Genomic DNA, 20,029 nt, shown 5'->3' on the forward strand with positions numbered 1-20,029 from the left:
GGCGCCACGCAACGCGAAAGGCGCCTCGGAGTGATCCGGGGCGCCTTCTGCGTGTGCTGGAGTTCTAGACGTTGACGCCGCGCTCGGCCAGCCAGGCCTGCGGGTCCATCTTCGCGCCGGCGGGGCTGTGCACCTCGAAATGCAGGTGCGGGCCGGTGGAGTAGCCGTTGCTGCCGACCCAGCTGATCAGGTCGCCGGCCTTGACGGTCTGGCCGGCGTGCACGTTCACGTTGTACATGTGGCCGTAGACCAGGACGGTGCCGTCCGAGAGCCGGATCTTGATCCAGATGCCGAAGCCGGACGCGGGGCCGGCGTCGGTGACGACGCCGTCGGCGGCCGCGAACAGCGGGGTGCCGAGCGGCGCGGCCAGGTCGAGCCCGCCGTGCATGGCGCCCCATCGGGTGCCGAAGTTCGAGGTCAGGGTCGCGCCGTTGATCGGTGCGATCACCTTCGGGCGCATCGAGTCGATGATGCGCTTGTCGTCGGCGTCCTTGCGGGCCTTGCCACCCGCGAGACCGGCGGTGAACTGGTCCATGTCCTGCGCGGGCGGCAGCGGCGCCTGGCGGCCGGCGTTGGCCTCGGGGCCGGGCGCCGGTGCGATGGGCTGCTGCGAGGTCGACGGGCCCTCGTCGGGCGCGGTCGAGACGGCGGCACCGGCGACGGTCGCGCCGGCGGCCAGGGCCAGCAGTGCGGCGCGGCCCTTGAGGGCGTGCGGGGGAGCGGGAACGCGGTGCTTGCCACCCCGGCGGACGGGGTCGGCGAGGGGCTCGGGCGCGAGCTCGGGCTCGGCGAGGAGTGCGGTGTCCTCGTCCTCGTCCAGGGCCGGGCCGTCGAACCGCGGGGTGCCGGTGAACAGCACCTCGGGGATCATGAGGTCCTGCGTGACCTCCGAGCGGGACGGGCGGTAGAGCAGCGCCGATTCACCGTCGGACGCGTCGGTCCAGGTCTCGGCGTAGGCGGCTTCGAGGCGGGCCTCGAGCTCGTCCAACGGAATGATCGCGGTGATCGACTCATCGTCCAGTACCTGCGTGGAGCCCTTGAAGCTCACGTGGTCCTCGCGACTCCGTGTCATATCTCGCCTACTCCAACCGTAAAACCGCACTTCGGGCCACTCGGTGATCCGACGATGTCCTCGTCGTGACCGCTCTGTGACCCGCGTCCCGTCGACGATAACGAAATGATTGCGGCGAGACAACCTCTAGGGGTGCCCTCGTGGCGAATGTGTGCTTGGTCACAATGCGATAACAAAGCGCCGGATCACGACAGTGCTGCAGCCGGATCGAGCCGGATCCGATCGGCGTCCGCGTCGTAGTCGTAGAGCTCCGCGTACCGCCCCCAGTCGATCGCCAGCCGCATCTGCCGGTCGGCGTCCTCGGGGCCGAATCCGCGCCGCAGGAGGTCGACGAACAGGCCGAGCCGGACGGCACCGTCGTTCGAGGAGCGCAGGGTGCGCAGGATCGTCCGGACCAGCGGCGCCCGCCCGGCGGCCTGGCGCGCGAACACCTCCTTGGCCTCGGTCAGCGGCACCGTGACGAAGACGCGTCCCTCCTCGGTGATGCTGATGTCGTTGCCGGTGACCTCGACGAAGCCCAGCATCGCCGCGGCGTCGACGAGCGGCATGATGTCGTCGAGCTCGAAATTGAGGTCCGCGGCGAGGTCGGGCAGGTCGGCGTGGTCCTCGTGCGCGTGCACGAGCTCGACGAGGCCCGCGAGCCCACCGACGGTGGCGTCGGGCAGGGGCCGGCTGGCGGGGGTCGCCTCGCCGGGGTCGGGTGCGTGCTCGATCTCGACGCTGCGTCCGGTGAGGGCGCCGTACAGCTCGTCGACGATCGCCTCGAACTCGGGTGCGGTGCGCGTGCGAGGGCGCGGCAGGTCGATCCGGGACTCGTGGACGATCCGGCCGGGCTTGGACCCGAGCACGACGACGCGGTCGGCGAGCAGCACCGCCTCCTCGATGTTGTGGGTGACGATGCACACGCTCCGAGTGGGGAAGTCGTCCTGCGCCCACAGTTCGACGAGCTCGCCGCGCAGGTTCTCGGCGGTCAGCACGTCGAGGGCGGAGAAGGGCTCGTCCATCAGCAGCAGGTCGGGCTCGAGGACCAGGGCGCGGGCGAAGCCGACGCGCTGGCGCATGCCGCCGGACAGCTCCCGCGGGTACGCCGACTCGAACCCGTCGAGGCCGATGGTGTCGATGGCGGCGAGCGCGCGGGCGCGGCGCTCCTCGCGGGGCACGTTGCGGGCGGCGAGCCCGAGCTCGACGTTGTCCTGGACCGTCAGCCAGGGCATCAGGGCGAAGGACTGGAAGACCATGGACGTGCCGGGGTTGGGGCCGGCGAGTGCGGCACCGTCGGCCTCGACGGTGCCGGACGTGGCGGGAATGAGCCCGGCGATGATCCGGAGGAGGGTCGACTTGCCGGAACCCGACCGGCCGAGGAGGGCGACGATCTCGCCCGGCTCGATGGTGAGGTCGATGTCGTCGAGGACGGTCAGGGTGTCGCCGCGGGCGCCCTCGAAGCTCTTGGTGAGGCCTGCGAGACGGATCAGCGGGGTGGCGGTGGTGACGGTCATGGGAGAGCTCCTAGTAATACAGGGTGGCTAGAGGGAGTAGCGGCGTTCGGCGACGCGGTAGAGGCGGCGCCAGAGCGCCGCGTTGGTGCCGACGACGAACAGGCACATCACGACGATGCCGAGCAGCAGGTGCGAGACGTGCTCCGCGCCGGTGGCCGCCGTGGCGCGGGCGATGTAGTCGCCGAGACCGAACGCGTGCTGCGTGTCGCCGTTGTACGACACGATCTCGGCCACGATCGAGGCGTTCCACGCGCCGCCCGCGGCGGTGATGCCGCCCGTCACGTAGCCGGCGAAGACGCCGGGCAGGAGCACGTAGCGCCACCTCATCGTTCGGGGGAGCCGCATGTCGTCGGCGGCTTCGAGCAGGTCGCCGGGGATCGCGCTGGCCGCCGCGATCACGTTGAACAGGATGTACCACTGCGTGCCGAGCGCCATGAGCACGATCCCGCCGATGTTCAGCGGGATGTGCCAGGCTACGAAAACCGCCGTGACCACGGGGAACAGGAAGTTCGCCGGGAAGCTCGCGCAGACCTGGATGATCGGCTGCAGGGCACGGCTCAGCGCCGGGTTCAGGCCGATGATCACGCCGATCGGGACCCAGATCACGGTGGCGACGACCATCACCACGGCGACGCGCCCCATCGTCGCGAGCCCGAGGGGCAGGACGTGGCCGACCTCCCCGATGCCCGCGTCGCGCAGGATCAGTTCGACGGCGCGCCACAGCCCGTAGGCCACGACCGCGGCGACGACGAGCGCGAACACCCAGTTGCCCAGGCGCCTGCGAGCCGGATGCCCGACGGTGGCCGGCGCGCTCCGGCCGAGCAGGCCGAAGGTCGCGTCGAGGGCGGTGACGACGGGGTTCGTCAGGCGACGGAACGCGGAGCCGACGTGCGAGCGGCGCAGGACACCGAGGACCAGCGACTTCGGCTCGCGACCGGTGGCCGAGTCCTCGAGCCGGAACCGTTCGGCCCATGCGGTGAGCGGGCTCCAGAACAGGAGGTTCACGCCGACGATCACCACGATCATCGCGGCGATCGCCCACCCGACGCGGCCGAGGTCACCGTCGGACGAGGCGGTTGCGACGTAGGCCCCGATGCCGGGGAGGGCGTACTCGTTGCCCGCGACGGAGACGGCCTCGGAGGCGGTCAGGAAGAACCAGCCACCGCCGAAGCTCATCATCGCGTTCCAGACCAGCGGGATCATGCCGCTGGGCACATCGAGACGCCAGAACCGTTGCCAGCGAGATAGTCCCAGGTTCTGCGCCGCCTCACCGAGGTCGCGGGGTTGGCTGATGAGGCTCTGGTAGAAGGCGAAGGTCATGTTCCACGCCTGCGAGGTGAAGATCGCGAAGATCGCGGCGCATTCGAGGCCGAGCGTGGAGCCGGGGAACAGGGCGATGAAGAGCGTGACCGTGATCGACAGGAAGCCGAGGATCGGCACCGACTGCAGCACGTCGAGGATCGGCAGGAGGACCGCTCGGGCGCGCCGCGAGCGCGCCGCCAGCGTGGCGTAGACGAAGGTGAACACGAGCGAGGCGCCGAGTGCGAGGAACATGCGCAGCAGTGATCGTGCTGCGTAGTAGGGCAGTTCGGCGGGATCGGTGTCGATCCGGGCGCCCGCGTGGGCGGCGTCGAAGGGCGCACCCATGCCCTGGCCCACGCGGATGATGAGCCAGATCAGCGCGGCAGCACCGATGATCACGAGGAGGTCGGCGGCGAACCCGAATCGGCGTCGGCCGACGTTGCGGCGGCGGGCGGGCAGCAGTGCGCTGCCGAGGGGCGTGGTGGTCACAGGTCGACCTCCTCGTGGTCGGAGAGAACGTCCCAGCGGACCGCCGTGACCGACGGCTCCATGCTGAGCTGGCTGATGGCGGATTCGAGCGCGCGGTCGTCGCGACCGTCGGCGGCGAGCGTGGCGCGGACCTCGACCCGCCCCTTCTCCGCGTTGGTGCTGCTGATGGACTGCAGATGGAAGACGGTGCGGCTCAAGGCCTGTACGAGCATGACCCGGACGTGCGCCTCGTTCTCGTCGCGCGTCACGGCGACGAACTCGTACCGGCTGGGAGCCTCCTTGCCGGTGTCCGGCGCCTTGTCGACGGCGTGCCCGACCGATCGCAGCGCGGTGTTCACGCCGATCACGACGGCGGTGCCGATCGCGGCTGGCACGTACATCCCCGAACCGGCGAGCGCGCCGACCGCGGCCGAGCACCACAGCGTGGCGGCGGTGTTCAGTCCGCGCACGGTGAGGCCGTCGCGCAGGATCACGCCGCCACCGAGGAAGCCGATGCCGGACACGATCTGCGCCGCGACGCGGGTGGGGTCGCCGCCGCCGAATCCGTAGGCGGACAACACGACGAACAGCGCCGAGCCGACCGAGACGAGCGCATTGGTGCGCAGGCCGGCCATCCGGGCGCGGTACTGGCGTTCGAGTCCGATCAGGGTGCCGAACCCGACGCCGGCGGCGATGCGCAGCAGCATGTCGAGCAGGGCGATGTTCGTGGTGGAGGCGTGCATGGTGTTCCCCTCGTCCGGGCACGCGCTACCGCGCCGCGGGCCCGAGGGCCGCGGCGGAGCAGGGTGTGGGAGATGTCAGTGGGGCGGAGGAGGCATGCCTCCGGCCCGGATCACGGTGCGCTCAGCGGGTTCCCGCGGTGATGCGGGGAGTGCCGAGCGATCGACTACGACTGTCGTCGGGCATGCGCATCACCTCCATCGGTCGAACCGCGCGCCACAGGAGGAAGGTGAAGTAGATCGCCCCTCCACGTCAGACCTTCAGCACTTCGCGGCGTGAACCCGTGAACGGGAGCCAATCGGGGTGCACCCTTAATCCGGATGCGCCTGTCCTGACCCGGGGCGTCTCTCGACGTTCGGGGTCGCTGGCCTGTTTCCGCGAAGGAGCCTCAGCGAACGATTGGCGCCTTGCGCAACAAGCATGACACGGGGTCCGGGGCGGGGCAAGCCGAGTAGTGTGGCGCGCCATGGAGGTACCCACGACGAGGCGCGGTGTCGGCTCGGCGCCGGAGGCGGGCACGGCGCGCGAGCGGGCCAAGGCCGCGCGCCGCCGCGAATTGCTCGCCGCGGCCGCCGCGCTCATGGCGGAACGGGGCTTCGCGGGCGTGCGGCTGGAGGACATCGGGGCCGCCGCGGGAGTCTCGGGACCCGCGATGTACCGGCACTTCTCGGGTAAACAGGACGTGCTCGCCGCGCTCCTCGAGGAGATCTCCGAGTACCTCTACGACGGTGGCCGCCGGGTCGCCGAGGAGCGCGCCGACGATCCGCGGCGGGCGCTGCACGACCTCGTCGACTTCCACGTCGACTTCGCGGCCTCCGAGCCGGACCTGATCCGGGTGCAGTACCGCGACCTGTGGTCGCTGGCCCCGGAGTCCGCGCGCCGGGTCCGGCGGCTGCAGCGTCAGTACGTCGAGCTCTGGGCCGACGAGCTGACCCGCCTCGGCGGCGACCCGGTGGAGAACCGCGCGACGGTGCACGCCGTCTTCGGCCTGCTCAACGCCGCCCCGAGCCTGCCCGCCCTGCCCCAACCGCGCCTGCGCGCCCTCCTCCGCGATAAGGCCCTCGCCGCCCTCGGGGTGTAGCGCGCCGCCCGCAGGGTGAGCCGTGGCGCGGGGCCGGCGACGCGGCGCAGGGGACGACGGCGTGGCGTGGGGGACGACGGCGTGGCGTGGGGGTCGGTTCACCCCCTCTGTGACGCCGGGCGTCTGGTGGGGGAGCGAACGCCGAGGTCGCGGTTCGGTGCGGCGCGGGGGACGACGATGCCGCGTCGGCGCCATCGGTCGGTGAGCGAACCTCGGGAATCGGCCGCGCGGAAACTACTCGCCGGTAAGACTGGACAGAGGTGGTCGGGCTCACATATTCTCGATTTCAGTTAATGGTGACTAACTCACGAGGAGCGCGTGTGACATTCCGCGAGGAACACGAGGCGAACGTCGCCGAGCTGCGCGAACGGCTCGGCAGAGTGGCTCAGGGCGGCGGCGAGCGGGCCCGTGCCCGTCACGAGGGCCGCGGCAAGCTGATGGTCCGCGAGCGGATCCGTCGGCTGCTGGACACGGGCAGTCCGTTCCTCGAGGTGGCGCCGTTGGCGGCCGAGGACATGTACGACGGCAAGGCACCGTCGGCGGGTGCGGTCGCGGGCATCGGCACCGTGTCCGGACGGCAGGTCATGATCGTCGCCAATGACGCGACGGTCTCGGGCGGCACGTACTACCCGGTCACCGTCAAGAAGCATCTGCGCGCGCAGGAGATCGCGATGCAGAACCGGCTGCCCTGCATCTACCTCGTCGACTCGGGCGGCGCCATGCTGCTCAACCAGGACGAGGTCTTCCCCGACCGGGAGCACTTCGGCCGGATCTTCTACAACCAGGCGAACATGAGCGCTGCCGGTATCCCGCAGATCGCGGCGGTGCTGGGCAGCTCCACCGCGGGTGGTGCCTACGTCCCGGCGATGAGCGACGAGACGGTCATCGTCCGCGACCAGGGCACCATCTTCCTCGCCGGCCCGCCTCTGGTGAAGGCGGCGACCGGCGAGGACGTCACCGCCGAGGATCTCGGCGGCGGCCTCATGCACTCCACCAAGTCGGGTGTGACCGACCACCTCGTGGACTCGGACGACGAGGCGCTGGAGAAGGTCCGGCAGATCGTGCGACGGCTCGGCCCCGTCGGCGAGGTGCAGTGGGACGTGCGCCCGGCGGTGCCGGCGGCCCGGCCGCAGACGGACCTCTACGACGTGGTGCCGACCGATCCGAAGATCGGCTACGACGTTCGTAAGCTGATCGGGATCATCGCCGACGGTGGCGAATTCGACGAGTTCAAGGAGCTCTTCGGCACCACCCTGGTGACCGCGTTCGCGCGGATCCACGGCCACCCGGTGGGGATCATCGGCAACAACGGCGTGCTCTTCGCCGAGGCTGCCCAGAAGGGCGCGCACTTCATCGAGCTGTGCGACAAGCGCCGCATCCCGCTGCTGTTCCTGCAGAACATCACCGGGTTCATGGTCGGCCGCCAGTACGAGGAGGGCGGCATCGCCAAGCACGGCGCCAAGATGGTCACCGCCGTGGCATGCGCCCGGGTCCCCAAGTTCACCGTGATCGTGGGCGGATCCTTCGGCGCCGGAAACTATTCCATGTGCGGGCGGGCGTACTCGCCGCGCTTCCTGTGGATGTGGCCCAACGCGCGGATCTCCGTGATGGGCGGCCCGCAGGCCGCCGACACGCTCGGGTCGGTCCGCCGCGAGCAGGAGGGCATGGAGGAGTTCAAGCAGGGCGTGCGCGACCAGTTCGATCGGCAGTCGCAGGCCTACTACTCCACGGCCCGGCTGTGGGACGACGGGGTCATCGACCCCGCCGATACCCGCACGGTCCTCGGCCTCGCGCTCGAGGCGGCGTCCCGCACGCCGCTGGCCGAGGTCTCCTACGGCGTCTTCCGGATGTGAGCTGACATGAGCACGAAGATCGACGTGAACTACTCTGCGGCGGACGCCGGCACGACCGGCCCGGCACGTGGCCGGGCGATAGAGAAGGTCCTCATCGCCAACCGCGGCGAGATCGCCTGCCGCGTCATCGATACGCTGCGTACGCTGGGTATCGCCAGCGTCGCGGTGTACTCCGACGCGGATGCCGACGCCCGGCACGTGAGGCTCGCCGACGAGGCCGTGCGCCTCGGACCGGCGGCCGCGACCGAGAGCTACCTGCGCATCGACAGGGTCGTGGACGCCGCGCGCGCCACGGGCGCCGACGCTGTGCACCCCGGCTACGGCTTCCTCTCGGAGAACGCCGCGTTCGCGCGGGCGCTGTCCGAGGCCGGGATCGAATTCCTCGGCCCGCCCGTCGAATCCATCGAGACGATGGGCGACAAGATCACCGCGCGCGCCGCGGTCGTGGAGCGCGACGTTCCCGTGGTCCCCGGCATCAGCCGCCCGGGCCTCACCGACGCCGACCTCATCGGCGCGGCCGAGGGCATCGGTTTCCCCGTGCTGATCAAGCCCAGCGCGGGCGGCGGCGGCAAGGGCATGCACCGGGTCGAGAACCCGGCGGACCTGCCCGCCGCGGTCGCCGCCGCGCGCCGCGAGGCCGCCGCGGCCTTCGGCGACGACGCGCTCTTCATGGAGCACTTCGTGGACACCCCGCGCCACATCGAGGTGCAGGTGCTGGCGGACAAGCACGGCAACGTGATCCACCTCGGCGAGCGCGAGTGCTCGCTGCAGCGCCGCCACCAGAAGGTGATCGAGGAGGCCCCGTCGGCGCTGCTCGACGAGGCCACCCGCGCCGAGATCGGCCGCGCCGCCTGCGATGCCGCACGGTCGGTCGGCTACACCGGCGTGGGCACCGTCGAGTTCATCGTCTCGGCCAAGCGACCCGACAAGTTCTTCTTCATGGAGATGAACACCCGCCTGCAGGTCGAGCACCCCGTCACCGAGCTGGTGACCGGAGTCGACCTGGTGGAGCAGCAGATCCGCGTCGCCAACGGCGAGGTGCTGGCGATCGCGCAGGAGGATGTGACGCTCACCGGGCACGCCGTCGAGGCCCGCGTCTACGCCGAGGACCCGGCGGCCGGCTTCCTGCCGACCGGCGGCACCGTGACGGCCCTGCGCTACCCGCGCAGCGACCGCCGCGGCCCGGTCCGCGTGGACACCGGCATCGAGGCCGGCAGTGTGGTCGGCAGCGACTACGACCCCATGCTCGCCAAGGTGATCGTGCACGCCGACGACCGCGAGCAGGCGCTGCGCCGCCTCGACGAGGCCCTCGCCGGCACCCAGCTGACGGGCCTGCGGACCAACGTCGACTTCTGCCGGTTCGTCCTCGCGGACGCCGATGTGATCTCCGGCGAGCTGGACACCGAACTGCTGGATCGCCTGGCGCCCACCTACACCCGCCCCGCGCCGACGGTCCGCGCCTACGCCGCCGCCGCGATCACGGCCGTCGCGGCCGCGACGGGCGACGGTGCCTGGGGCACCGAGACCGGCTGGCGCATCGGGGGCGCGCAGCCCACCGTCGTCCGTTTCGCCGGCACGGAGGGGACGGGCGAGGTCCACGTCTCCCTGCTCGGCGACGCGGTGACGGTGCGCGGCACGGCCGAGGGCTCGACGCTCGACGGTGCCGGCACCGCCCGGATCGCCGGTGAGCGTCTCGTGGTGGACGGCTACTCGACGCCGGTCACCGTCGACCTGCTGGGCGGGACCTACTGGGTCAGTGGCGAGGACGGTACGCACGAGCTGCCGCTCGCGCGGTCGACGTCGAAGGACCGCGACGGCGCCCACGGCGGCGACGTCGTGAGTCCCATGCCGGGCGCCGTGGTGGCGGTGCCGGTCGAGGACGGCCAGGCGGTCAGCAAGGGCGAGACCCTGGTGATCATCGAGGCGATGAAGATGGAGCAGCCGCTGGCCGCGCCGCACGACGGTGTGGTGTCGATCGCGGTGCGCACGGGCGACAAGGTGACGGCGGCACAGGTGCTCGCGACGGTCACGGCGAACACGAACGAAGGTGAATGACATGGAACTCAGCCAGGATTACGCGGACCTGCGGGACACGGTGCGCGACTTCGCGAACCAGGTCGTCGCGCCGGTCTCGGCCAAGCACGACGAGGAGCATTCGTTCCCGTACGAGGTCGTCAAGCAGATGGGGCAGATGGGCCTGTTCGGCCTTCCCTTCCCCGAGGAGTACGGCGGCATGGGCGGCGACTACTTCGCACTCGCTCTCGCGCTGGAGGAGCTCGGCCGCGTCGACCAGTCGGTCGCGATGACGGTCGAGGCCGGCGTCGGCCTGGGCGCCATGCCGATCTACAAGTTCGGCACCGAGGAGCAGAAGCAGAAGTATCTGCCGTCGTTGGCCGCCGGCGAGAACCTGGCGGGCTTCGGCCTCACCGAGCCCGGCTGCGGCTCGGACGCCTCGGGTACGCAGACCACGGCCAAGCTCGATGGCGACGAGTGGGTGATCAACGGCTCCAAGCAGTTCATCACCAACTCCGGCACCGACATCACCAGCCTGGTGACGGTGACCGCGGTGACCGGCACCAAGCCGGACGGGCGCAAGCAGATCTCGACCATCATCGTGCCCAGCGGCACACCCGGATTCACCGTGGAGCCCGCCTACAACAAGGTCGGCTGGAACGCCTCCGACACGCATCCGCTCAGCTTCTCCGACGTGCGCGTGCCGAAGGAGAACCTGCTGGGCGAGGAGGGGCGCGGCTACGCGAACTTCCTCTCGATCCTCGACGAGGGCCGCATCGCCATCGCGGCCGTCGCCACCGGTGCGGCGCAGGGCTGCGTGGACGAGTCGGTGAAGTACGCCAAGGAGCGCAACGCTTTCGGTAAGCCGATCGGCGAGTTCCAGTCGATCGCCTTCGCCATCGCCCGGATGGAGGCCCGCGCGCACACCTCCCGCGTCGCCTACTACGAGGCCGCGCGGCTCATGCTGGCGGGCAAGCCCTTCAAGAAGGAGGCCGCCATCGCCAAGATGATCTCCTCCGAGGCCGCGATGGACAACGCCCGCATGGCCACCCAGATCCACGGCGGCTACGGCTTCATGAACGAGTACCCCGTGGCGCGGCACTACCGCGACTCGAAGATCCTCGAGATCGGCGAGGGCACCACCGAGGTGCAGCTCATGCTGATCGCCCGATCGCTGGGGCTGCAGGCGTGAGCGCGGCGGACTCGGGCGCCGAGCCCGTCAAGCGGGTCACCCAGCGCGGCCTGTGGTTCGACGAGTTCGAGGACGGTGTGCTCTACGAGCACCGCCCCGGCGTCACCGTGACCGAGGCCGACAACATGCTGTTCACGAAGCTGACCATGAACACCCAGGCGCTGCACCTGGACGCGCACTGGTCGGCGCAGCAGCCCGGCTTCGGCGGGCAGCGGCTGGTGAACTCGATGTACACGCTCTCCACGCTGGTGGGCCTGTCCGTGGCGCAGCTGACCCAGGGCACGCTGGTCGCGAACCTCGGGTTCAGCGAGATCGCCTTCCCTGCCCCGGTGTTCGCGGGTGACACGCTGTACGCGGAGACGCTGTGCACCGGCAAGCGGGAGTCGAAGTCGCGGCCGGGCGAGGGCATCGTCAACCTGCGGCACGTCGCGCGGAACCAGGACGGCACCGTCGTCGCGGTGGCCGAGCGGTCGACCCTGGTGCGCAGGGCACCGTCCGCCTCCGATGAGGCGGGGGAGTGAGCGTGTTCCATCACGACGGACGTGACGCCCCCGCCTGGCGGCCGCCGGGCCCCGCGATCCTGTTCTGTCCCGCCGACCGGCCGGAGCGGTACGCGAAGGCGGCCGAGCGCGCGGACGCGGTGATCCTCGACCTCGAGGACGCGGTGACGGCGGAGGCACGCCCGGCTGCGCGTGAGGCCCTCATCGACAACGATCTCGATCCGGAACGGACGATCGTGCGGGTGAACGCCTTCGGCACCTACGACTTCGCCGAAGACATCGAGGCGCTGCGGCGGACCGCCTATCGTGTGGTCATGCTCGCCAAGACCGAGTCCGCGCACCAGCTGGACAAGCTGGCGCAGGTCGACGGGCTGCAGGTGATCGCCCTGATCGAGACGCCGCTGGGCGCGGTGAACGTCAACGAGATCGCCGCGCACCCGCGCTGCATCGGGCTGATGTGGGGCGCGGAGGATCTGGTCGCGGCGATGGGCGGGCGGTCGTCGCGGTTCGCCGACGCCACCTACCGGGACGTCCCGCGGCACGTCCGCTCGGCGACCGCGCTCGCCGCGGCGGCGCACGGCAAGTTCGCCCTCGACGCGGTGCACATCGACATCGCGGATGTCGACGGTCTCGCTGCCGAGGCCGAGGACGCGGTGGCCCTGGGCTTCGCGGCGACCGTCTGCATCCACCCCTCCCAGTCGGCCGTGATCCGCGCCGCCTACCGGCCGACGGACGAGGAGATCGCCTGGGCCCGCGAGGTGCTCGAGGCCGAGGCGGGCAACAACGGCGTCTACCAGGTGCGCGGTCAGATGATCGACGCGCCGCTGCTCGCCCAGGCGCGAGCGATCATGAGCAGAGCAGACTGAGTCACCAGGAGCGAAGATGACCACCACGTCCTACGACCGCGGCCAGGCCGAACCCGCCCTGCTCACGTACACCATCGGCGCGCAGCTCGAGGTGACCGCCGACCGGTTCGGTGAGCGCACCGCGCTCGTCGACGTGCCCTCCGGCCGGCGCTGGACCTACGCCGAGCTCCTCGCGGACTCGCGTGCGTTCGCGGCGGGGCTGTTGCGGAACGGGATCCGGCGCGGCGACCGGGTCGGCGTCTGGGCGCCGAACACACCGGAGTGGGTGATCGTCCAGTTCGGCACCGCGCTCGCCGGCGTGATCCTGGTCAACCTCAACCCGTCCTATCGGCAGCGCGAGCTGGAGTACGCGCTGAACCAGTCCGGCATCGTCGCGGTGTACACCATGACGAGCTTCAAGACCTCGGAGTATGCGGCCATGCTGGAGGCCGCGCGGCCCGAGGCGCCGGAGCTGCGCGACGTGGTGACCTTCGGGTCGGCGGAGTGGGACGCGTACCTGGTTCCGGCGACCGCCGACGAGCTCGGCGCCCTCGCCGACCTCGGCGACGAGTTGGCCGCCGACGACGCGATCAACATCCAGTACACCTCCGGCACCACGGGGTTCCCCAAGGGCGCCACGCTGACCCACGCCAACATCCTCAACAACGGCTACCTCGTGGGCGAGCTGTTGAACTACACGGAGCAGGACTCCATCTGCATCCCGGTGCCCTTCTACCACTGCTTCGGCATGGTGATGGGCAATCTCGCGGCGATCACGCACGGTGCGGCCATGGTCATCCCGGGGCCGGCGTTCGTTCCCGACGATGCGCTGGCCGCCGTCGCCGCGGAGAAGTGCACCAGCCTCTACGGCGTGCCCACCATGTTCATCGCCGAACTGGCACTGGGGAACTTCGACGACTACGACCTGAAGAGCCTGCGCACCGGCATCATGGCGGGCTCGCCGTGTCCGGAGGAGGTCATGCGCAAGGTGGTCGACAGGATGGGCATGACCGAGGTGTCGATCTGCTACGGCATGACCGAGACCTCCCCGGTGTCCACCCAGACACGGGTCGACGATGCGCTCGAGCTGCGTGTCGGCACCGTCGGGCGGGTGGGACCGCACCTGGAGATCCAGGTGATCGACCCGATCGACGGCACGGTCATGCCGCGCGGCGAGGTCGGGGAGCTTTGTACCCGTGGCTATTCCGTGATGAAGGGCTACTGGAACAACGAGGAGAAGACCGCCGAGGCGATCGATGCCGACGGGTGGATGCACACCGGCGACCTCGCGACCATGGACGACGCCGGCTACGTACGCGTGACCGGCCGCATCAAGGACATGGTGATCCGCGGCGGCGAGAACATCTACCCGCGCGAGATCGAGGAGTTCCTCTACACCCATCCGGACGTCCTCGACGCGCAGGTGATAGGCGTGCCGGACGAGAAGTACGGGGAGGAGCTCATGGCGTGGATCCAGCTCCGCGAGGGCGTGGACTCCTTCACCGTGGAGGACCTGAAAGCCTTCGCCGACGGCAAGATCGCGCGGCACAAGATCCCGCGCTACGTGCACGTGGTATCGGCTTTCCCCATGACGGTATCGGGAAAGATTCGCAAGGTGCAGATGCGAGAGGAGTCCATCGGCCTCCTCGGTCTGGGAGAATAGGCAGATGCATTCGATCGATCGGTTCGCAGAATTCGCGGACGTCCCCACGAGTGACTACGACACGGTCTTCCGGTACTCCGTGGAGGAGCCCGAGAAGTTCTGGGGCGCGGTGTGGGACTTCTTCGAACTCGGCGAGCGCACCGGACCGGTGCTCGCCTCGCGGGAGATGCCGGGCGCGCGCTGGTTCCCCGAGGTGGAGCTGAACTACGTCGACCGCGTGCTGCGGTTCGCGGACCTCCCCGGCAACGCGATCGTCGGGCTGTCCGACGACGGTGCGCGGGTGGAGGTCCCGTGGTCGGAGCTGCCCGCCCGGGTGTCCGCGATCGCCGAGTTGCTGCGCTCCCTCGGAGTCGGGGTCGGCGACACCGTCGCGGCCTATCTTCCCGACGAGCCCTTCGCGGTCCTCGCCTTCCTGGCCACGGCGTCGATCGGGGCGATCTGGTCGGGCTGCGGCCAGGACTACGCGCCGGAGGGCGCGGCGGGCCGCATGGCGCAGCTGGAGCCGAAGGTGCTGTTCGCGCGCGACGGCTACGCGTTCGGCGAGAAGCAGGTCGACAAGCGCGCCGATACCGTCGAACTCGCTGAGCTGCTGGGCGTTCCGGCGACGCATGTGATCACCGAGTTGCCCGAGCCGGGCGCGGACACCCCGGACTTGAAGCCCGTGCAGGTGCCCTTCGACCACCCGCTGTGGGTGCTGTTCAGTTCCGGTACCACCGGCAAGCCGAAGGGGATCGTGCAGGGGCACGGCGGCATCCTCGTCGAGCACGTGAAGGTGCTGGGTCTGCACAACGAGATCGGTCCGGGCGATGTCTTCTTCTGGCACACCGCGCTGTCCTGGATGATGTGGAACTACCAGGTGGCCGGCCTGCTCATGGGGGCCACCATCGTGACCTTCTCCGGGCATCCGTTGGCGCCCACCGCCGATCGCCTCTGGCAGATCTGCGAGGACGAGCGGGTCACCTTCTTCGGTACCAGCCCCGGACAGCTGCAGGCCTCCCGCAAGGCCGGCCTGAACCCCGGCGCCGAGCACTCGCTGGTGCTGCGCACCATCGGCAGCACCGGCTCGCCGCTCGCGCCGGACCTCTTCACCTGGGTCGACGAGCATGTGGCGCAGGGGCTTCCGGTGAGCTCCGTCTCGGGCGGCACCGACGTGTGCAGCGCCTTCTGCGGCGGTACCGCATCGGTACCGCACGTCCCCGGGGAGCTGACTGTGCGCTACCTCGGGTGCGCGATGGATTCGTGGGCGCCCGACCGCACGCCGCTCGTCGGCGAGGTGGGCGAGATGGTGATCACCATGCCCATGCCCTCCATGCCGACGCGCTTCTGGAACGACCCGGGCGACACGAAGTACCGCGCCGCCTACTTCGAGCACGAGTGGACCGACGGGGTCGCGCCGAACGTCTGGCGCCACGGCGACTGGGTGGAGCTGACGGACCGCGGCTCGGTCACGATCCACGGCCGGAGCGATGCGACCCTGAACCGCAACGGGATCCGCATGGGCTCGGCCGACATCTACGAGGTGGTCGAGGCCGTTCCGGAGGTCGCGGAGGCCATGGTGGTCGGCGTGGACGGCCCGGATGCGCGGTACTGGATGCCGCTGTTCCTCACTCTTGTGCCGGGCGCCGAGCTGACGGACGAACTGGTCGGGCGCATCCGCACGGACGTCAAGACGCGGCTCTCGCCGCGGCACGTGCCCGATGAGGTGATCCTCGCCCCCGGTATCCCGCACACCAAGACCGGTAAGAAACTGGAGATTCCGGTGACCGGCATGCTCGCCGGCCGCGAGGTCAGCGTCGACCCCAGGTCCGTGGACGATCCGGATCTGCTCGGCTGGTACGAGGACCAGGGCCGCAAGCACGCCTGGTGATCGGCGCTACCGGAGAGCAGAACGAAGGGAGTCCCACGCCGGCTTCGCCCGGTAGTCCGCGTCGAGGAGGTTCGCGCTGCCGTAGCCGGAGAAGGTGGCGGGGTAGTCGGTGATCCAGGAGTGCCTGTCGGTGAAGCCCCAGAAGGTGATCCCGGTGCAGCGGGCGGTCTCGCGGCACAGCCCCGCCATCGTCGCGTAGACCCGAGCCTGGCGCTGCAGATCCTCGGCACCGGCCCGGCCGTCCTTCGTCGGGATCCGGACATCGAGCTCGGTGAACCGGACGTCGAGCCCGAGATCGGTGAATCGCTTCAGGTTCGCACGCATGTCCTCGGTGCGCGGCTGCTGATCCGGGCCGCCGAGCATGTGCGCCTGGAAGCCGACACCGTCGAGCAGTGGCCGTCGCTCGGTCTTGCCGTCGACGTTGACCTCGACGGTGGTGTCCCGCAGCTTCTTCGATAGTGCCAGAAGGGCATTCGACTTGTCGCTGATGGTCTCGGAACTGTGCTCGTTGAGAAGGAGCTTCATCGTCGGTGCGGCCAGACGCGCTGCCCGGAAGGCTTCCACGATGTACTCGTCGCTGGATGTGCTTCTCCACCAGGCGTTGTGCTGCAGCCCTCCACGCTGGTCGAAGGGCTCATTGACCACGGTCACCGTCGAGGCCCTGCCCGCGTAGCGGGAGACGACCTTCGTCACGAGATCGGTCATGAACCGGTGCCGCTGCGCGTCCGGGAGCGCCCGCACGTACTCGGGCACGATGCCCCAGACCTGCTGGTCCAATGGATCCCAGATCAGCGAATGGATCTGGAAGTCCTGGTGGTTTCGGCGCGCGGCATCGGCGACCGCATCCGCCTCGCGGAAGTCGAACCGTCCCGGAGTCGGGGCGACGGTGTTCGTCATGGTCCCGATCTCCGTGGTCAGTGAGCCGAAATCGCGGCCGGCGATCTCCGCGTAACAGCGGTCGCCGTCGGCGAAGACGGACCGGTAGGCGGTCCCGATCGTCCGTCCCTCGGCGAGGTCCCGCGGGGGCGGGCCGGCAAGGTCGCACGGGCCCGCGCGGTTCGACGGAGACGCGCCCGGCTCGACCGTTCCGCACGCGGCCGCGATCGCTGCACCCACCAGGATCGCGCAGGGCCGTCCCCGTTTCATGACCCGAGCGTACGGATGTCGTCGTCGACCGAGAACAGGCTGCTCGGCCCGAATACGCCGGAGGAGCGGCACCGTTCGAGAACGGTGCCGCCCCCAGGAGCAGAGCGGGGTGGATCAGAGGTGACCCGAGGTGCAGGTCCAGACGAAGATCGACCCACCGCCGGACAGCGAGATCGCGCTCCGCTGCGCCGCGTAGAGGGAACGGCCCGTGCCGCCCTGGTACCGGGTGCGGGTCTGGGCGACGGCGCCGCAGCCGTCGCTGAAGGAGGCGAGCACCTTGCAGCTTCCCCAGCCGCATGAGTTGAGCGCGGCGCGCTCGGCGGCGGCGCGGGACGGGTAGTCCCACGAGCGGCCGGTCGCGCCGTTGGACGCGACCGCGATGGCGCCGAAGTTGATGGCGGCGTTCGCGGCGGGGGCGGCCGCGATCTGGATGCCGCCCGCGACGCTCGCGGTGGCGACGGCGGCGACGAACGCCTTCTTGGTGAGGTTCTTCATGGTGGTGCCTTTCTCGGAAGAACTGGGGGATGGTGCGATCCGGGGGAGACCGCGACGGGGGTCAGCGGGGCAGGGCCTCGCCGGCTTCGGGCTTGTCGGTGGTCTCGATGGGCGTCACGTTCGGCTTGGTCACGGTGACCTTCTCGCCGAACTTGGAGAAGGTGAGCGTGATCGACCCCTCGGTGGAGGGCTTGATCTCGATGCGGACGAGCTGCTTGTCGCCGGACTTGTGGACCCACACCGTGGTGGGGACCGGGACGCTCTTCTGCGGATCGACGCGCGAGCCGGAGATCGTGGCGATCTCCGTCGCGGGCACGGTACCGGTGATCTTCGTGGTCTCCTGACCGTCGATGGTCTCGGTGCCGACGGCCTTGGCGCCCGTGATCTTGGTCAGGATGTTCGGGATGCCCTTGCTCTGGTCGAAGAGGGCCGAGACGTCGTAGATCGACTTGCCGTCGCCGTAGTCGACGTACTTGTCCCCGAACAGAGCGGCGTACATGGTGCCGTCGATGAAGGTGAACTTGCCCTCCGCGTTGCCGGGCTGCACGATCGCGGTGCCCTGCGCCTGGGTGGCGGGCTTGATCTGGAGGTCACCGTCGACCTTGGAGATCGGGAGGCCCTGCACCTTCCCGGCCACCGCGACGGTGAAGTGGGTGCTGGTGAGGTTCTTGGCCGCCTCGGAGGCGTCCTTGAGCACGGCGGGCGCGTCGATGTCCGAGGCTCCCGCCGACGCGGCGGCGCTGGTCTCCGAGCCGTTCGACGAGCTGCCCTTGTCGGCGCAGCCGGTGAGCGCGACCGTCAGCGCGAGCGCCGCGGAGGCGGCGATGAGAGCGGGGCGGGAAGACTTCATGAGATGTGTTCTCCATTCACTTCGACTGCGGTAACCATCGTCGGCGGCACTTAACCCGCGCTTGCGGTCCTCTGAATTCAGTCATAATCGCCAGGTGCGCAGCGCGGATCGCAAAACTTACCGGCGGGTAGGTTGCGGAGCCTGATAACCGCAGGTCAAGTGAGATAGGTCATGGAACAAGGGTCGGCGCCCGAGCGGATTCGCGGAGGCATAGAGTCGACTCCGGACCCGTGAAGAATGCGGGTGGACCGAGTAACCAGACAGATGGTGAGCTGATGGATCTCTTCGAATACCAAGCGAAGGAACTGTTCGTCAAGCACGGCGTGCCCACATCGGCCGGCCGTGTCACGGACAATGTCGCCGACGCCCGCGCGATCGCCGAGGAAATCGGCAAGCCGGTGATGGTCAAGGCGCAGGTCAAGGTGGGTGGCCGCGGCAAGGCCGGCGGCGTGAAGTACTCCGCCGACGCCGATGCGGCGCAGGCCAACGCCGAGGCGATCCTGGGCCTGGACATCAAGGGTCACGTCGTCAAGAAGCTGCTGGTGGCCGAGGCGAGCGACATCGCCGAGGAGTACTACATCTCCTTCCTGCTCGACCGCGCGAACCGCACCTACCTGGCCATGTGCTCGGTCGAGGGCGGCGTCGAGATCGAGGTCACCGCCGAGGAGAACCCGGACGCGCTGGCGAAGATCGCCGTCGACGCGACCAAGGGCGTCGACCTGGCCACCGCGCGCGCGATCGCCGAGGCCGGCAAGCTGCCCGCCGAGGTGCTCGACGCCGCGGCCGTGACCATCCAGAAGCTGTGGGAGGTCTTCGTCGGCGAGGACGCCACCCTGGTCGAGGTCAACCCGCTCGTCCGCACCCCGGACGATCAGATCCTCGCGCTGGACGGCAAGGTCTCGCTGGACGAGAACGCCGACTTCCGCCACCCCGATCACGAGGCCTTCGCCGATGCCGGGTCCACCGACCCGCTCGAGCTCAAGGCCAAGGAGAACGACCTCAACTACGTCAAGCTCGACGGTCAGGTCGGCGTCATCGGCAACGGTGCGGGCCTGGTCATGTCGACCCTCGACGTGGTCGCCTACGCCGGTGAGAACCACGGCGGCGTCAAGCCGGCCAACTTCCTCGACATCGGCGGCGGCGCCTCCGCGGCCGTGATGGCCGCCGGCCTCGACGTCATCCTCGGTGACGAGCAGGTCAAGAGCGTGTTCGTCAACGTCTTCGGTGGCATCACCGCGTGCGACGCGGTCGCCAACGGCATCGTCGGCGCCCTCGAGACCCTCGGCGCGTCGGCCTCCAAGCCGCTCGTCGTGCGCCTCGACGGCAACAAGGTGGAGGAGGGGCGGGCGATCCTGGCCGCCGCGAACCACCCGCTGGTGACGCTCGCGCAGACCATGGACGAAGGCGCCGACAAGGCCGCCGAGCTGGCGAACAAGTAAGGGAGA

Annotated in this window: 16 protein-coding genes and 1 riboswitch; of the genes, 9 read left to right on the top strand and 7 right to left on the bottom strand. The window is 69.8% G+C overall.

What is annotated here, in order from left to right; genetic code table 11:
* Positions 1-64: 64 nt before the first annotated feature.
* The 4 genes from AXK60_RS22660 to AXK60_RS22675 all read right to left on the bottom strand — a co-directional run bounded on the left by AXK60_RS22660 (position 65) and on the right by AXK60_RS22675 (position 5,060).
* A complete protein-coding gene (locus AXK60_RS22660) occupies positions 65-1,072 on the bottom strand; it encodes a M23 family metallopeptidase (protein ID WP_068574743.1) in 1,008 nt (335 codons plus the stop codon).
* Between the two features lie 185 nt (positions 1,073-1,257).
* The gene (locus AXK60_RS22665) at positions 1,258-2,568 is read right to left on the bottom strand and encodes an ABC transporter ATP-binding protein (RefSeq protein WP_068574745.1); all 1,311 of its coding nucleotides are present in this window, start codon (positions 2,566-2,568) and stop codon (positions 1,258-1,260) included.
* A 27-nt stretch (positions 2,569-2,595) separates the two neighbouring features.
* A complete protein-coding gene (locus tag AXK60_RS22670) occupies positions 2,596-4,359 on the bottom strand; it encodes an ABC transporter permease (protein WP_175400093.1) in 1,764 nt (587 codons plus the stop codon).
* On the bottom strand, positions 4,356-5,060 hold the full coding sequence (locus AXK60_RS22675) for an MgtC/SapB family protein (RefSeq protein WP_068575302.1): 705 nt from the start codon (positions 5,058-5,060) through the stop codon (positions 4,356-4,358). Before AXK60_RS22675 ends, AXK60_RS22670 begins: the two co-directional genes overlap by 4 nt.
* Before the next feature lie 257 nt (positions 5,061-5,317).
* A riboswitch (M-box (ykoK) riboswitch) is annotated at positions 5,318-5,486 on the bottom strand.
* Between the two features lie 59 nt (positions 5,487-5,545).
* Between AXK60_RS22675 and AXK60_RS22680 the strand changes: the two genes are divergently transcribed.
* The 8 genes from AXK60_RS22680 to AXK60_RS22715 all read left to right on the top strand — a co-directional run bounded on the left by AXK60_RS22680 (position 5,546) and on the right by AXK60_RS22715 (position 16,093).
* Positions 5,546-6,160 carry a TetR/AcrR family transcriptional regulator gene (locus AXK60_RS22680; RefSeq protein WP_068574746.1) on the top strand — a complete coding sequence of 205 codons (615 nt, stop codon included), beginning with the start codon at positions 5,546-5,548 and terminating at the stop codon, positions 6,158-6,160.
* A gap of 293 nt (positions 6,161-6,453) precedes the next feature.
* Positions 6,454-8,013: a carboxyl transferase domain-containing protein gene (locus AXK60_RS22685; RefSeq protein WP_068574748.1), complete on the top strand. Its 1,560-nt coding sequence runs from the start codon at positions 6,454-6,456 to the stop codon at positions 8,011-8,013.
* 6 nt (positions 8,014-8,019) lie between these two features.
* Positions 8,020-10,068, top strand: coding sequence for an acetyl/propionyl/methylcrotonyl-CoA carboxylase subunit alpha (locus AXK60_RS22690; protein ID WP_082778201.1), 2,049 nt, complete (start codon positions 8,020-8,022; stop codon positions 10,066-10,068).
* Position 10,069: 1 nt separating this feature from the next.
* Complete coding sequence (locus AXK60_RS22695; RefSeq protein WP_068574749.1) at positions 10,070-11,218, top strand: acyl-CoA dehydrogenase family protein; 1,149 nt, start codon at positions 10,070-10,072, stop codon at positions 11,216-11,218.
* Positions 11,215-11,739, top strand: a complete 525-nt coding sequence (locus AXK60_RS22700) for a MaoC family dehydratase (protein WP_068574751.1) — start codon at positions 11,215-11,217, stop codon at positions 11,737-11,739. Before AXK60_RS22695 ends, AXK60_RS22700 begins: the two co-directional genes overlap by 4 nt.
* Positions 11,740-11,741: 2 nt before the next feature.
* Positions 11,742-12,584 carry an HpcH/HpaI aldolase/citrate lyase family protein gene (locus AXK60_RS22705; protein WP_068575304.1) on the top strand — a complete coding sequence of 281 codons (843 nt, stop codon included), beginning with the start codon at positions 11,742-11,744 and terminating at the stop codon, positions 12,582-12,584.
* 16 nt (positions 12,585-12,600) lie between these two features.
* Entirely contained in the window at positions 12,601-14,226 is a 1,626-nt protein-coding gene (locus AXK60_RS22710) for an AMP-binding protein (protein WP_068574753.1), read from the top strand.
* 4 nt (positions 14,227-14,230) lie between these two features.
* Positions 14,231-16,093 (top strand): acetoacetate--CoA ligase, encoded by a 1,863-nt coding sequence (locus tag AXK60_RS22715; RefSeq protein ID WP_068574754.1) that lies wholly within the window; start codon positions 14,231-14,233, stop codon positions 16,091-16,093.
* A 6-nt stretch (positions 16,094-16,099) separates the two neighbouring features.
* On the opposite strand, the gene AXK60_RS22720 is transcribed toward AXK60_RS22715, so the two are convergent.
* The 3 genes from AXK60_RS22720 to AXK60_RS22730 form a co-directional block, all read right to left on the bottom strand.
* The gene (locus tag AXK60_RS22720; protein WP_068574756.1) at positions 16,100-17,239 is read right to left on the bottom strand and encodes an endo-1,4-beta-xylanase; all 1,140 of its coding nucleotides are present in this window, start codon (positions 17,237-17,239) and stop codon (positions 16,100-16,102) included.
* Between the two features lie 114 nt (positions 17,240-17,353).
* Positions 17,354-17,734, bottom strand: a complete 381-nt coding sequence (locus AXK60_RS22725) for a DUF4189 domain-containing protein (RefSeq protein ID WP_068574758.1) — start codon at positions 17,732-17,734, stop codon at positions 17,354-17,356.
* 61 nt (positions 17,735-17,795) lie between these two features.
* Entirely contained in the window at positions 17,796-18,584 is a 789-nt protein-coding gene (locus AXK60_RS22730; protein ID WP_068574760.1) for an LppX_LprAFG lipoprotein, read from the bottom strand.
* Positions 18,585-18,859: 275 nt separating this feature from the next.
* Between AXK60_RS22730 and sucC the strand changes: the two genes are divergently transcribed.
* Positions 18,860-20,023, top strand: coding sequence for an ADP-forming succinate--CoA ligase subunit beta (gene sucC / locus AXK60_RS22735; RefSeq protein ID WP_068574762.1), 1,164 nt, complete (start codon positions 18,860-18,862; stop codon positions 20,021-20,023).
* Positions 20,024-20,029: the final 6 nt, after the last annotated feature.

It is taken from the genome of Tsukamurella pseudospumae, assembly GCF_001575195.1.
GTDB classification, from domain to species: domain Bacteria; phylum Actinomycetota; class Actinomycetes; order Mycobacteriales; family Mycobacteriaceae; genus Tsukamurella; species Tsukamurella pseudospumae.